The 12,213-nt window shown below is 68.7% G+C and carries 13 protein-coding genes and 1 pseudogene; 4 read left to right on the forward strand and 10 right to left on the reverse strand.

The features are described from left to right. Positions 1 to 118: 118 nt before the first annotated feature. From OP79_RS02470 to OP79_RS02495, 6 genes are all read right to left on the reverse strand, one after another. Positions 119 to 1,249 (reverse strand): sensor histidine kinase, encoded by a 1,131-nt coding sequence (locus OP79_RS02470; RefSeq protein ID WP_245685192.1) that lies wholly within the window; start codon positions 1,247 to 1,249, stop codon positions 119 to 121. A gap of 22 nt (positions 1,250 to 1,271) precedes the next feature. Beyond that, a complete protein-coding gene (locus tag OP79_RS02475; RefSeq protein WP_342669486.1) occupies positions 1,272 to 2,264 on the reverse strand; it encodes a response regulator transcription factor in 993 nt (330 codons plus the stop codon). After that, complete coding sequence (locus OP79_RS02480) at positions 2,261 to 3,325, reverse strand: quinone oxidoreductase family protein (RefSeq protein WP_051744349.1); 1,065 nt, start codon at positions 3,323 to 3,325, stop codon at positions 2,261 to 2,263. Before OP79_RS02480 ends, OP79_RS02475 begins: the two co-directional genes overlap by 4 nt. A 173-nt stretch (positions 3,326 to 3,498) precedes the next feature. Beyond that, positions 3,499 to 4,587 carry an amidohydrolase family protein gene (locus OP79_RS02485; protein WP_157857269.1) on the reverse strand — a complete coding sequence of 363 codons (1,089 nt, stop codon included), beginning with the start codon at positions 4,585 to 4,587 and terminating at the stop codon, positions 3,499 to 3,501. Between the two features lie 345 nt (positions 4,588 to 4,932). After that, positions 4,933 to 5,217 (reverse strand): hypothetical protein, encoded by a 285-nt coding sequence (locus OP79_RS02490; protein ID WP_033318212.1) that lies wholly within the window; start codon positions 5,215 to 5,217, stop codon positions 4,933 to 4,935. Positions 5,218 to 5,870: 653 nt separating this feature from the next. Then, positions 5,871 to 6,470: a TetR/AcrR family transcriptional regulator gene (locus OP79_RS02495; RefSeq protein ID WP_033318213.1), complete on the reverse strand. Its 600-nt coding sequence runs from the start codon at positions 6,468 to 6,470 to the stop codon at positions 5,871 to 5,873. A 142-nt stretch (positions 6,471 to 6,612) separates the two neighbouring features. On the opposite strand from OP79_RS02495, the gene OP79_RS02500 reads away from it, so the two are divergent. Together OP79_RS02500 and OP79_RS02505 are read left to right on the forward strand one after the other, a co-directional pair. Further along, positions 6,613 to 7,407 (forward strand): alpha/beta fold hydrolase, encoded by a 795-nt coding sequence (locus OP79_RS02500; protein WP_033318214.1) that lies wholly within the window; start codon positions 6,613 to 6,615, stop codon positions 7,405 to 7,407. A 176-nt stretch (positions 7,408 to 7,583) separates the two neighbouring features. After that, complete coding sequence (locus OP79_RS02505) at positions 7,584 to 7,955, forward strand: antibiotic biosynthesis monooxygenase family protein (RefSeq protein WP_033318215.1); 372 nt, start codon at positions 7,584 to 7,586, stop codon at positions 7,953 to 7,955. Between the two features lie 224 nt (positions 7,956 to 8,179). Here OP79_RS02505 and OP79_RS02510 read toward each other — a convergent pair whose 3' ends face one another. From OP79_RS02510 to OP79_RS02520, 4 genes and pseudogenes are all read right to left on the reverse strand, one after another. After that, positions 8,180 to 8,380, reverse strand: a complete 201-nt coding sequence (locus tag OP79_RS02510) for a hypothetical protein (protein ID WP_157857270.1) — start codon at positions 8,378 to 8,380, stop codon at positions 8,180 to 8,182. A 227-nt stretch (positions 8,381 to 8,607) separates the two neighbouring features. After that, a pseudogene (locus tag OP79_RS58420) lies at positions 8,608 to 8,724 on the reverse strand (AsnC family transcriptional regulator); the annotation flags it as partial. A 10-nt stretch (positions 8,725 to 8,734) separates the two neighbouring features. Further along, positions 8,735 to 9,190: a MarR family winged helix-turn-helix transcriptional regulator gene (locus OP79_RS02515; protein ID WP_051744351.1), complete on the reverse strand. Its 456-nt coding sequence runs from the start codon at positions 9,188 to 9,190 to the stop codon at positions 8,735 to 8,737. Positions 9,191 to 9,291: 101 nt separating this feature from the next. Continuing rightward, positions 9,292 to 9,747, reverse strand: coding sequence for a MarR family winged helix-turn-helix transcriptional regulator (locus OP79_RS02520; protein ID WP_051744352.1), 456 nt, complete (start codon positions 9,745 to 9,747; stop codon positions 9,292 to 9,294). 250 nt (positions 9,748 to 9,997) lie between these two features. Here OP79_RS02520 and OP79_RS57995 point away from each other — a divergent pair, with 250 nt between their 5' ends. Next, positions 9,998 to 10,120, forward strand: a complete 123-nt coding sequence (locus tag OP79_RS57995) for a hypothetical protein (protein ID WP_281193094.1) — start codon at positions 9,998 to 10,000, stop codon at positions 10,118 to 10,120. A 223-nt stretch (positions 10,121 to 10,343) separates the two neighbouring features. After that, a complete protein-coding gene (locus tag OP79_RS02525; protein ID WP_051744353.1) occupies positions 10,344 to 11,879 on the forward strand; it encodes an aldehyde dehydrogenase family protein in 1,536 nt (511 codons plus the stop codon). Positions 11,880 to 12,213: the final 334 nt, after the last annotated feature.

Genomic DNA, 12,213 nt, shown 5'->3' on the forward strand with positions numbered 1-12,213 from the left:
ACTCGAGAGGGCTGTGAGCTGCGGATCTGTCGAGCCGCTCCGCCTCCGCGTCGCGGTGTAGGTACATCGGCTGCGGGCGCCCACCGGGACGTCGCTCCGCGTCGGTGACACGTGGGTGTCAGTGGGAGACCTCAGCCGTGTCGGTCCCTGGGGCGGGTTCCTGCGGTAGGCGCAGGGTGAACATCGCTCCCTTGCCCGGTCCCGGCGATTCGGCGGCGATGTCTCCGCCGTGGGCTCGGGCGATGCCCCGGGCGATGGTCAGGCCGATGCCGCTGCCGCCGGCGGCAGCGGGGCGGCCGGGATGCTCGAGGCGTTCGAAGCGGTGGAAGATGCGCTCCAGGTCGTGTGCGGAGATGCCGATGCCGTCGTCCACGATGCGGACGATCACGTGGTGCCCGGGATACGGGTCGCTGTGCACGGACAGCGCCACATGCCCGTGCCGATCGCATGCGGTCAGTGCGTTGCCGAGCAGGTTCACCAGGACCTGGGTGATCCGGTCCGGATCGCAGAAGGCACCGACAGGGGTGCCTGCGTCCATGCTGAGGGTCACCATCTGGTCGTCGTACTGGGGGCGCAGCCGTTCGGCTGTGGCCCGTGCCAGCGTGGCCACGTCGGTGGGCTTGCGGTGAAGAGCGAAGGCGCCCTCCTCCGACCGGGACAGGCTGGAGAGGTCGCCCGCCAGGCGCTGCAGCCGGTCCAGGTCGTCGGCGAGCGAGGCGAACATCGCGTCGTCGGGGACGAAGATGCCGTCGGCCATGCCTTCGATCTGGCCGCGCAGGATGGTGATGGGGGTCCGCATCTCGTGGGCGACCTCGGAGATCAGCCGGGCGCGGCGGCGTTCGGTGTCGGCAAGGGTTGCCGCCAGCCTGTTCACGTCCTCGACCAGCGCTGCCAGGCCCGGCTCGCTGGGGATTTCGAGGACGTCGTCGTAGTGCCCCTCGGCGAGCCGGTGCGTGGCGGCGCGGACCCTGTCGAGCGGACGCAGCAGAAACCGGGACAGGGCGATGGACGCCGGGAAAGCCGCGGCCACTCCGAACAAAAGACCGACCTGCAGGACCACGTCGCCTTCGATGTCGTCAAACCCGAGCCACACCTCGATCAGCGCGCTGATCGCCGCCATGGCCAGCAGTGCCAGGAGGAGCACCATGACGTGCGAGAGCACCAGCCGGTTGCGCAGCGACAGACGCTCCTGGAGTCGGCGCAGCCGCGCACGACTTTTGTGGTAGGCCGGGAAGCGGGAGGGCGGCATGGGCGGGTGTCCTTCCTGGCCGCTAGGCGGGGCGCCCGATGAACCGGTAGCCGATGGTGCGGACGGTGCCCACGAACCGCGGTGCGCTCGCGTCGTCGCCCAGCGCGCGCCGCAGGGTACGGATGTGTACGTCCACGACGCGCTCGTCGCCGAAGAAGTCCTCGCCCCACACCTGGGCCAGCAGGCCGCGCCGGGTGAAGACCCGCCCGGGGACCCGGGCCATCGCAAGCAGCAGATCGAAGTCGAGGGCGGACAACTCCACGGTCCGGTCGGCGTCGACGAGGACGGTCCGTGTCTCGGGATCGACACTCAGGCCGTCGAAGCGCAGCACCCCGTCCTCGTGGGCCGCCTCGGGCCGGTTGTCGGCGCGCCGCAGGATCGCGCGCACGCGCAGTGCCAGTTCGCGGGGGCTGAACGGCTTGGTGACGTAGTCGTCGCTGCCGGTGGTGAAGCCGATCAGCCGGTCGACTTCCTCGTCCCGGGCGGTGAGCATGATCACCGGGATCTGGCTCGCCTCCCGGACGCGGCGCAGGACCTGGAATCCGTCCAGCCCCGGGAGCATCACATCGAGCACCACCAGGTCCGGCCGGTCACGGGTGACCGCCTGCAGGGCGGACGGTCCGTCCGCGGCTTCGATGACGTGGAACCCGTCCGCCTCCAGATAGCCGCGCACGGTCATGCGGATCTTGGGTTCGTCATCGACGACCAGAACGCGCTGCGTACTCATCGTGCTCGCTTTCCATCGCCGAGATGGGGAGGGGAAGGGGAGGGCCGTCGCAGCCGCGGGGTGACCGGCGGCGTGGAGACAGAGGGCCTCGAACGCGGCCAGCGTACGGCGGATGTCGTGGCTGACGACGATCTCCCGGCCGGCCTCGCCCATCCGGCGCCGGGCCGCCGGGTCGTCGAGCAGTTCGATGAGGTGGCCGGCACAGAGCGGGCTGCTCTTTCCGGCAGCCGTGACGATGGCGCGCTGACCGCGCCTTCTGCGGATGTCAGCAATCGACCCGGGTGTCATGGCAGGAGGAGCACTTTGCCGACCTGTCGTTGGCTTTCCAGGTACGAGTGGGCTTCGGCCGCCTCCGCCAGGGGGTAGGCCCGGTCGATGATCGGGTTGATCTTTCCGGCCGCCAGCAGCTCCAGGCACAGCTGCTGGTCCCGCCAGGTCGCGCCGCGCACACTGGCGATCCTCACCTGCTGGCCGATGAGCGCGAGTGCGTCCAGCTCGAGCCGGGATCCCTGGCTGCTCGGTGTGCCCAGGACGATGACCGTGCCGCCGAGCCGTGTGCAGGAAAGGGAGAGCTTGAAGAAGTCGTTGCCGCCGACACAGTCCCAGACGGCGTCGGCGCCCAGACCGTGCGTCAGCTCCCTGACCTGTGCCGGCAGTCGGGGATCGGTGGAGTGCAGGATGTGGTCGTAGCCGAGCTTCCTGAGCGCTTCGTCGCGGTCCGGCTTGGTGGTGGTGCCGATGACGGTGGCTCCGCTCAGCTTCGCCAGTTGGGCGCAGGCGATCGCCATCCCGCCGCTGGCGCCGGTGATGACCACCGTGTCGCCGGGACCGACGGGTGCCTGCCGCGCACAGTTGAGCGGGGTGGTGTAGGTCCACATGGTGGCTGCGGCTGTCCCGAAGTCGACGCCGTCGGGGATGGGCAGGATCGCGTCCTGGCGACGCACGACGTACTCGGCGTATCCGCCGAAGACCTGGTGTCCGGGGTAGGCGGTGTCGACGCACAGGTTTTCGAGCCCCCGTACGCACAGGGCGCAGTTACGGCACGGCGGGTGCGGAAGCTGCACCGCCCTGTCGCCGGGGCGCCACCTGGTGACGTTCTCGCCGGTGGCGACGATTTCACCAGCAGCGTCCCGGCCGAGCTGGAACGGCAGAGGCCACGGCGGCCGTCCCGGGAGAGGCTGTGGCAAGTTGCCCGCGCGGTACCGGAGATCCCAACTGTTGACGGCCGTGGCGTGCACGCGCATCAGGATGTCGTCGGGGCCGACCTCGGGAATCGGCACCTCTGTGTACTTGAGCACCTCGGGCCCGCCATGTTCGAACAGGCGGACCGCCATCATGGTCTGTTCCACTGTCACGTTCCTTCAGATCGTTACGCGGTTCATCGGGGGCTCCATGGAGCCGCCTGCGCCTCGCCCGCCCCGGTGAGACCGTGTGCGAACGGACCTCGACCAGGCGGCTTGCCAAGCGCCGCCCGCGCCCCGTCGGCGGGGCGCGGGCGGCGGGCTCGGCGTGCGGTCGCGGCTCAGCGCGAGCCGGCGCGGCGTATACGCGCCCGCAGCTTCGGGAACTGCTCGAGGGCGTTGGTCCGCTCGAGAGCGATCCGCTGGCGCCGACTGAAGACCTCATCGACGGTCGGTTCGGGGTCGCCTGCCTTGAGAAGCGGCAGGCTGCCCTTCAGGAAGGGCATCGTCTCGACATTGTCGGCCGCGTAGAGATGGCGGGTCGCCGGCCAGTCGCTGCCGAACATGATGTGGCTGTCGGGCACCAGCGACGACAGCGGCTCCAACTGCGCGGCGGTGAACGCCTGTGCGTCGTCGAAGTACATCCGCTTGATGTAGGTGAGGGGGCCTTCCGGCAGCACCTCATTGAATGGCGGGAAGGCCGAGTGCCGTGTCGCGAGCCGGTAGGCCAGGAACGGCAGTGCCCCGCCGCTGTGCGTGAAGTGCCAGCGGATGTTCGGGTAGTCCCGCAGAACACCGTTGTAGATCAGGCTCGTCATCGCACGGGTCGCGTCGAACGTGTACTCGAAGACGTTGTTTCCGGCCGGGATGTCGGGGCCGAAGCAGAGCTTCGGAGCCGGGTTCACATCCGGACCCGTCGGGTGGACGTAGACGTAGGCACCGCGGTCATTGAGGATCTCGTACAGAGGTGCGAAGGAAGGATCCCCCAGGTAGGTGCCCTTGTAGTTGGTGAGCAGGCAGATGCCGTCGAGATCCAGTTCGCCGAGTGCGCGGTCCACCTCGGCCACCGAGCCCTCGATGTCGGGCATCGGGGTGACCGCGAAGATCCCGAACCGGTCACCACGGGTCTGCACGAGGTCGCGGGCCCAGTCGTTGACCGCGCGGGCGGTGGCGCGCCGGTCGTCGACCGGGCCGACGGTGACCTGGAGGTCGCCGAACGACAGGACGCTGGCCTGGATCCGGTACTGGTCCATGAAGGCCAGGTGCCGATCGACCGACCACGGACCGTACGCCCCGGTAATGGCGCCGAGGAGGCCGTAGCGCTCCAAGTAGTCGTTGTACACGTCGGGGGAGTAGTGCGCGTGGGTATCGATACGCCAGTTGCCCTTCGGCAGCCCCGGACCGGACGGCGCCGCCTCCGGACTGGCCATGGCAGCCGGCACCGTGGCCGCCGCCGCCGTGACAAGTGCAGCGGCCGATGCCCCTTCGATCATCCTTCGACGCGAGATGTTCCGTCGCAGGTTCATTTCCAGTTCCCTCTTCATTCTGTGTGCGAGTCAGGTCGTATGCGCGTGCGTCACGGCGCCGTCGCCAGGCCGGGCAGGGCCTGCGCAGGACGGCGATGGTCCCCGCCGTAATGGAGACCGCTGCCTCCACGCGCGGGCGTGCGCGCGGTCCAGGCCGATCGGGGAGTGCAAGCGGGTAAGTCGCTCCTCGGCCGGGCCGGTCACCGCCAACAGGTCGATCCGGCGTTTATGCGTGGGAACCCATGGCGCCTACGTAGCCGCGTCGGCCGGCAGTCGGCTGTAGAGCGGACCCGCGAGCAGCGCCGCCCACCCCGCCGGCGCTGCCCCCACCCAGGTGAACAGGCCGGCGGTTCCTTCATGCAGCGCGTCATCGCCGACCGCCGGCCCAACGGGGTCCACGTGCCTGGCCGACTCCAGCCGAAGGAACGCGCCGATCACAACGGAACCGGACAGCGCGGCGTCAACCGCCGTCGTCAGGTGCCGCACAGCGAGGTGATCAACGGTGTCCACCGGCGAGACGAGGAGTGCGTGCATGACCGCCAGACAACAGCCGCCTCATAAAGCACGTACCGCTCAGCGCATGAAGCTTCCATGAAGCCAATCGCCGGACTGGCGCCCACTTCCTGCAGCGGTCACGTGCTTCTTCCGGATTCAGGTGCCGCCCCCGGCCGCCATCCTGAGGAAACTGACGCGGAAGGCGCTGCCACCCGACCGGTACGACGAACGCGAGACTTACTCGGACGGGTCCGTCAGGAGTAGGTGGTCAGTTCTTGGGTGCGTCCGCCGTGACCGGGTGCGGGTGAAGCGGCGATCCAACAGTGCGGATGTGTGCTGCCTGTTCTCGAGGTTCGACGGCCCTCAGTTCGGCGGCCCTCAGTTCGACGGCCCTCAACGCCCGTGCCTTCGAGAGCCTCGTACCAGAGCAGGGCCCTCGCTCAGGTCGGTGGTCGACCACGCCGGCACGATCGGCCAACCGACGTCGACGAGCACGTCCAGGAGCACCTGGCGGCGCTCCACGTGCGGACGCGGGCACTGGATGGCGGCCATGCGGGGTGTGCGGTAGCGCGCGGCAGCGGTGTGGCGAGGCTCGACTCGATGGGGGTGGCGATGACGGGTTGACGCGAGTCCGTTTCGCTGCCTGAACGCGGTTGTTCCGGTTGGCCTTTGTCAAGAGCTCTCGGTGACTGCTACTGGGAGTTCTGGTGTGTGTCGGCGTGCTGCAGGGTGGTGAGCCACTGGGTGACGACGGTGTCGATGAAGGTGTCGGTGACCTGGCCGCGGTCGAGGAAGAGGCGGGCGAGGACGGGCCCGTACAGCAGGGTGAACTCGTCGTCGCTGATCTGGACGCCTGAAGGCTCCAGCAGCTTGTTGAAGTCGGTGTGGCGGTCTTTGCCGATGCGGACGAGTGCCTGGGCGCTGTCGGGGTCGTGGTCGGCCTGGGCGGCGACGGCCAGGGCCGCGGTGCGCACGGCCGGCACGCCGACGCCGGCGCGCAGGCTCTTCAGCCAGGCGGTTGCCACGGCGCGCACGTCTGTGCCCGGTTCGGGGTAGGTGCCGAGGTCGGGGCCTTCGAGGATGAGGTCGAAGAGCAGTGCGGCTCGGGTGGGCCAGTGCCGGTAGAGGGTCTGGCGGGTGACGTCTGCCCGCTCGGCCAGCAGGGCATAGGTCAGCCCGGCCGGTCCGACCTGAGGCAGCAGTTCTCGGGCGACGGCCAGCACGCGGTTGCGGGTGCGCTGCACGCGCGGGTTTCCCTGGGTCGGCTGACGGCGATGGAGGGGCTGCTTCATGCCGCCACCCTATCGACAAATCATACGCCGTGCGTGATTAGCGTCACAACCCAAATCATACGCCACGTGTGATACACATGAAGAGTAATCATACGCGCTGGATGATTCTTGTGTGTCGGTAGCATTCGAAAGGCAGACGGCCATGTCACCTCGCAACCTGCTCGAGCCCACCTTCGCCCGCACGCGCCTCGGCTCCGGCCCCGGCCTGCTCCTCGCCCACGGCGCCGGCAGCAGCCTGGCCAACACCTACGGCCCCGTCCTGCAAGCCCTCGCCGCCCGCCACACCGTCGTCGGCATCGACTACCCCGGCAGCGGCGACACCCCCCGCTCCACCACCCCGCTGTCCGTCGACGACCTCGCCGACCAGCTCATCGCCGCCGCCGACGCGGAGGGCCTCGACCGCTTCGCCGTGTCCGGCTACTCCCTCGGCGGCCCGGTCGCCATCCGCGCCGCCACCCGCCACCCCGAGCGCGTCAGCGCACTCGTCCTGACCGCCGCCTTCGGGCACCGCGACAACCGGCTCGCGCTCGCCTCCTCGGTCTGGAGCAAGATCGCCGCGTCCGGCGACCGCGAGCTGCTCGCCGAATTCCAGCTCCTGATGGCCCTCGGCAGCCAGGCACTGGAGTCGATGCCGTCCGAGCAACTGCAGCAGACCCTCGGCTACGTCGCCGCCGGCGCGGCCGACGGCAGCTCCGAGCAGACCGACCTCGTCGGCCAGGTCGACGTCCGGGACGACCTCGCTGGCCTCAAGGCCCCCACCCTGGTCATCTCGACCACCGACGACCGGCTCACCTCCCCCGCCCTGCACCGCCACCTCGCCGAGACCATCCCCGGCGCCCACCTCGCGGAAATCCCCACCGGCCACCTGCCGATGCTGGAACGGACCGACGAGTGGCTGCAGCTCATCACCGATTTCCTCGGCAAGCACAACGCCTGAAAGCACACCACGGGCGGGGCACGCAGCGAACAGCGGCGGGGCCCCTCACCCGGACCGCCCAATGATCGCGACTCACTACAGGCCCTAGTGGTGGAAATTGGCCACTTCCCGGCCCCGGATCACTTGAATCTCTGTGGGTTCGTAGACCCACTTCCCCTCGAGTTCATGGAGGAATCATGCTCAAGTTCGGCAACCTCGACGAGTCCACCGCCTTCCGCGACCAGCAGAAGGAGAAGGCCGGCCCGGTCACTGTCATCAACACGTTTGTCGCCCCGGAAGGTATGGAGGACGAGGTGGTGGCCGCCTGGGCGGACGACGCGGAGTACATGAAGAAGTCGGGGAGCCTTCTTTCGGTGCAGCTGTACCGGGGCATCGGCGGCAGCCGGCTTTTCACCAACGTCGCGGTCTGGAAATCCACCGAGCACCTCCGTGCAGCGCTCGGCACGCCGGAGTTCGCCTCGCACCTGGAGCGCTACCCTGCTGGCACCGTCGCCTACCCGCACCTGTACCAGAAGTTCGCTGTCGAGGGCGTCTGCGAAGGGGAATGATGATCGCTCCCCGATTCCGGGCTGCCGTTCGCCACGCACACGACGTGTGAGGGGGCGCTTCCCGTTGCTGGTCCGACGGCCGGGACGGGTCGGCGGTGATGGCAGTACCTGGAGCTGTTCCCCAGGTACTGCCAGAGGACCGGCAAAGCAGCTTTGACTCCCTCAGGGGAAGCGGCAGCATCACCGCAACGTCGTCGGCCCGCCCTCTGCGGCGGCGAACGCCGTCACACCGCTTCGGCGGAGTCTGCCTTGCCACGGACGACATCCCGCAGACGCTTCTTGCCGATCTTGCCGATCTTCGTCAGCGGAAGTTCGTCCATGACCAGCAGGTCCTCGGGGAGTTTGTAGCGGGCCCCCTGCGTCGCGGTGAGGGAGGCTCGGACCGATTCGAGGGTCAGGTCGTTGCCCGGTTCGACGACCACCACCACGCACACCCGTCCCCCAGGTCCGGGTCGGGCTTCGCGATGGCGGCGACGCGGGCGACACCGGGCAGGCGGTGGATGAGAGGAAGGCAGCAGGACGTACCGGACCGAGTCGTACCTCGGGCATGGAGCGGCCGACTTCTCGCTCAGGTAGGTGTACAGCTCGTCGGGGCTCCGGAAGTGGACGGAGACGACGATGTTGGCCTGGCCGGTGGTGGCGGACGCGAAATGCGCCTCCGGGTGTGTGGCGAGACTCCGAGGACGGCGGCGATACGGTTGAACGGTGCGCGCCCGTCGAGCTGCAGCGCTTGCAGTATCTGGAGGTCGAGGGAATCGAGGGCCGGCGAGCCTGCCGTCTTACGCCTCCCGGACCACGTCGGCCACCTCGTTGAGCAGTGCCCTCAGCTGTGCGGCTTTCTTGGTCCCCAGCTTCTCGGCGATCCGCTCTTCGATCTCCACGATCACGGCATCGGCATCGCGCAGGGAGTCCCGGCCGGCGTCCGTGAGGTGAAGCTCCTGCACGTGGCGGTGGCGTGGGTGCGGCCGACGTTCCAGTTGGCCCCGGCCCTCCAGGCGGGCCACCTGGGAGGCCACTGCCTGCGGGGTGACGTTCAGGTGGCGGGCCAGTTCCGCGCCGGTCAGGCCGGGATGGTTATGGACGGAGATCAGCAGGGCGTACTGCGCGGCCGCGATGCCCTGAGGTCGTAGCCGCTGATCCTTCCGGGCCTGCACAGCCCACTCCGCCCGCCGCAGCGCCCAGGTCACCCGGTTCAGCGTGTCGGCAGCGATCGGCCGTTCGTCATCCTGTGTCACGCGGCGAGAATACGACACATGGGTGCTGGTCAAGCGCTTGATTGTGTTCAAGTGAGTGAATAGCTAAGTGAATGAACAGCTCAGTCGACGGGACCGCGGGCTCAGGCCTCGCGAACCGTCTCGGCCACCCGGTCGAGCAGACCCCGCAGTTGCGCGGTCTCGTCCGGGCCGAGACCATCGGTGATCTGCATCTCGATGTCGGCGATCACTTTGTCGGCCGCGTGCAGCGCCTCCCTCCCGGCGTCAGTGAGGTGCAGCTCCTGCACATGCCGGTGACGCGGATGGTCGCGTCTCTCCAACTGTCCGCGGCTCTCCAGGCGCGCCACCAACGAGGCGATGGCCTGTGGGGTCACGTTGAGGCGGCGGGCCAGCTCGGCGCCGGTCAGTCCCGGCTCGACATGCACCGAGATCAGGAGCGTGTAGTGCGCCGCCGCCATGCCCAGGGGGCGCAGCCGCTGCTCTTTGAGTGTCTGCACCGCCAGCTCCGCGCGGCGCAGCGCCCAGGTCGCCCGGTCAAGTGCGTCGGGCCCGACGGGCTCCTTGTCATTCCGTATCACGCGAGAAGAATACGACACTTCAAGAGCGTAAAGCGTTTGATTCCTGTCCATGTTTAGTGACCGCTCTGGTCGCGGGTGGTAATCAGCCCACCCTCGCGGCTCGCTACATGGGCCCGCGAACATGGGGGGGCATGACTGGCGGGCAGGCGGCTGTCTCCCGCCGTCTCCTCGGCCACTGTCCATCGCTCGGTCTCGAGCGGGCCTGTGGCGCCCGCCGTGCGCCCTGGCCTTCCTGGACACCGTCAACCGTGTGCCGGTTTCCTCCCTCGGCGTGACCCGGTTCGGGCAGTCCGGATCGCTCGAGGACGTCTACCGCCGTCACGGGCTCGATGCGGACAGCATCGTTCGTGCCGCCCTTGACCTGACCGGCTGAGCCGCAAGAACCTTTCTAGCTATCAAATGGTTGATGCTAGCCAGCTTGGTTGATATTCTGGTGCTTGCTCGGCCCTCGAGCCATCGCTGAAGTCATTCACGTCGGCGCGCACCCGCTGTCACACAGTGGCCCTTCACCGCGCCGAAGACCGCGTCCGTCACCTGCCATCGCCCTCGGGGGTGCTGCTCGGGCGCAGGCGGTCGCAAGAAAGTGGGAGAAACCCGTGACCAACAACACTCCAACGATCACGCGTGACGGAGTCATCGGACAGGACGGGAGCGAGGTGGTCACCATCGACCAGGCCACCGGGGCCGAGTTCGCCCGGTACCCCGCGGCGGGCAAGGAAGAGGCGGCCACGGCCGTTGCTGCCGCCCGCTCGGCCTCCGGGTCCTGGTGGGACCTCGGATTCGAGGGCCGCACGGAGCGGTTGCGCGCCTGGCGGCGGGAGATGGCCGTGAGCGGTGAGGAGGGGGCCGCTCTCATTCACGCCGAGAACGGCAAGCCTCTCGACGAGGCCCGCGTGGAGGTGCTCGGGATTCTGGAGCACGTGCAGTACGCCATCGAAAACGCCGAGCGCGTACTGGGACGCCGGGAGCTCCCCGGCAGCCCCACCGTGCCCAACCAGCGTGCCTGGGTCGAATACCAGCCCTACGGCGTCGTCGGTGTCATCGGCCCGTGGAACTTCCCCCTGCTGACGCCAGGGGCCATCCTGATCGAGGCGATCGCGGCCGGAAACGCCGCCATCCTCAAGCCCAGCCAGATCACGCCCGGCATCGGGGAGTGGCTCGCCCGGACCTGGCAGCGTGCGGTTCCCGACTTCCCGAACGTCCTCCAGTGCCTCAACGGGTTCGGGGCCACGGGCCAGGCACTCATCGAAGCCGGTCTGAACAAGCTCGCGTTCACCGGCAGCGTCAACACGGGCAAGACGGTGGCCGCCCAGTGCGCGCAGACCCTGACCCCCGTACTGCTCGAACTCGGCGGAAAGGACGGCGTCATCGTGGCCGAGGACGCAGACCTGGACGAAGCCGCCAAGCACGTCGTGTGGGGCGCATTGCAGAACACCGGACATGGCTGCATCAGTCTCGAAGTGGCCTACGTCGTCGAGTCGGTTCACGACGAGTTCGTCGAGAAGATCAGCGACCTCGCCAAGCAGGTACGCGTCGGCAGCGACGAGGACGCGGAGATCGGGCCGGTTCCCCTGCCCACCCAGGTACCGATCATCCGGGAGCACATCCAGGACGCTCTCGAGCGCGGCGCGACAGCCACTGTCGGTGGTATCGAGGCAGTGGGGGAGCGCTATGTCACCCCCACCGTCCTCGTCGGCGTGACCCCCGACGCCCTGGCGGCGACGGAGGAGACGTTCGGGCCCACGCTGGCCGTCGTCAAGGTCACCGACACCGAGGAGGCCATCGCGCACATCAACGCCGGCCGGTACGGACTGGGCAGCGCCGTCTTCAGCCGCGACCGCGGCGGAGCCATCGCCCGTCGCCTCCGCGTCGGAATGACCAGCATCAACGACGCCCTGGTGTTCTCCATCAATCCCGCGGTGCCCTTCGGCGGTCGCGGCGACAGCGGTTACGGGCGCAAGCAGGGCGAGGAAGGACTCCGGGAGTTCGCCTACCCGCACTCCTTCACCGCCAAGACCGGCCCCGCTCAGTTCTCGGCCACCACCTTCGGCAGGCCCGCGGGTGCGATGGCGGGAGCCCTCGCCGGCGTACGCAACAGGATCCTGGCCGAGGGCGGCGAGAAGACCGACTGATCAACTGACGGGCGGAGACGACCGGTTCCGGGCCGAGCGCGTTCCGGCATCCACTCCGTCACCAGGCCGGTCATGGACCGGCTTGGCACCGGGTCCGAGATGGCGTACCACCTCGGACCCGGTCGCCGGAGGCGGCCCGCCGATGGTGCGAGCCGACTGCAACCAGCCGACGCCATGCCCGCCAACACGATCCGGTGGCGGCGACTCGGAGGGCCACCGGACCTCTCCTGAGGAAACGACGCGCACCTTCGCGGAGCGCACCAGGCATTGGTACGTCCCGACAACCACCCACGCCACCATCGAGGAAGAGTGGACATGTCCGACGAACGTCCCT

The organism is Streptomyces yerevanensis (assembly GCF_000716805.1).
GTDB classification, from domain to species: Bacteria; Actinomycetota; Actinomycetes; order Streptomycetales; family Streptomycetaceae; genus Streptomyces; species Streptomyces flaveus.

What these genes read in the sequence shown, in the direction of transcription:
- OP79_RS02470 (WP_245685192.1), bottom strand. Translation starts at nt 1,249, where the DNA reads ATGCCGCCCTCCCGCTTCCCGGCCTACCACAAAAGTCGTGCGCGGCTG.
- OP79_RS02505 (WP_033318215.1), top strand. Translation starts at nt 7,584, where the DNA reads ATGCTCAAGTTCGGCAACCTCGACGAGTCCACCGCCTTCCGCGACCAG.
- OP79_RS02495 (WP_033318213.1), bottom strand. Translation starts at nt 6,470, where the DNA reads ATGAAGCAGCCCCTCCATCGCCGTCAGCCGACCCAGGGAAACCCGCGC.
- OP79_RS02485 (WP_157857269.1), bottom strand. Translation starts at nt 4,587, where the DNA reads ATGGCCAGTCCGGAGGCGGCGCCGTCCGGTCCGGGGCTGCCGAAGGGC.
- OP79_RS02475 (WP_342669486.1), bottom strand. Translation starts at nt 2,264, where the DNA reads ATGACACCCGGGTCGATTGCTGACATCCGCAGAAGGCGCGGTCAGCGC.
- OP79_RS02500 (WP_033318214.1), top strand. Translation starts at nt 6,613, where the DNA reads ATGTCACCTCGCAACCTGCTCGAGCCCACCTTCGCCCGCACGCGCCTC.
- OP79_RS02490 (WP_033318212.1), bottom strand. Translation starts at nt 5,217, where the DNA reads ATGCACGCACTCCTCGTCTCGCCGGTGGACACCGTTGATCACCTCGCT.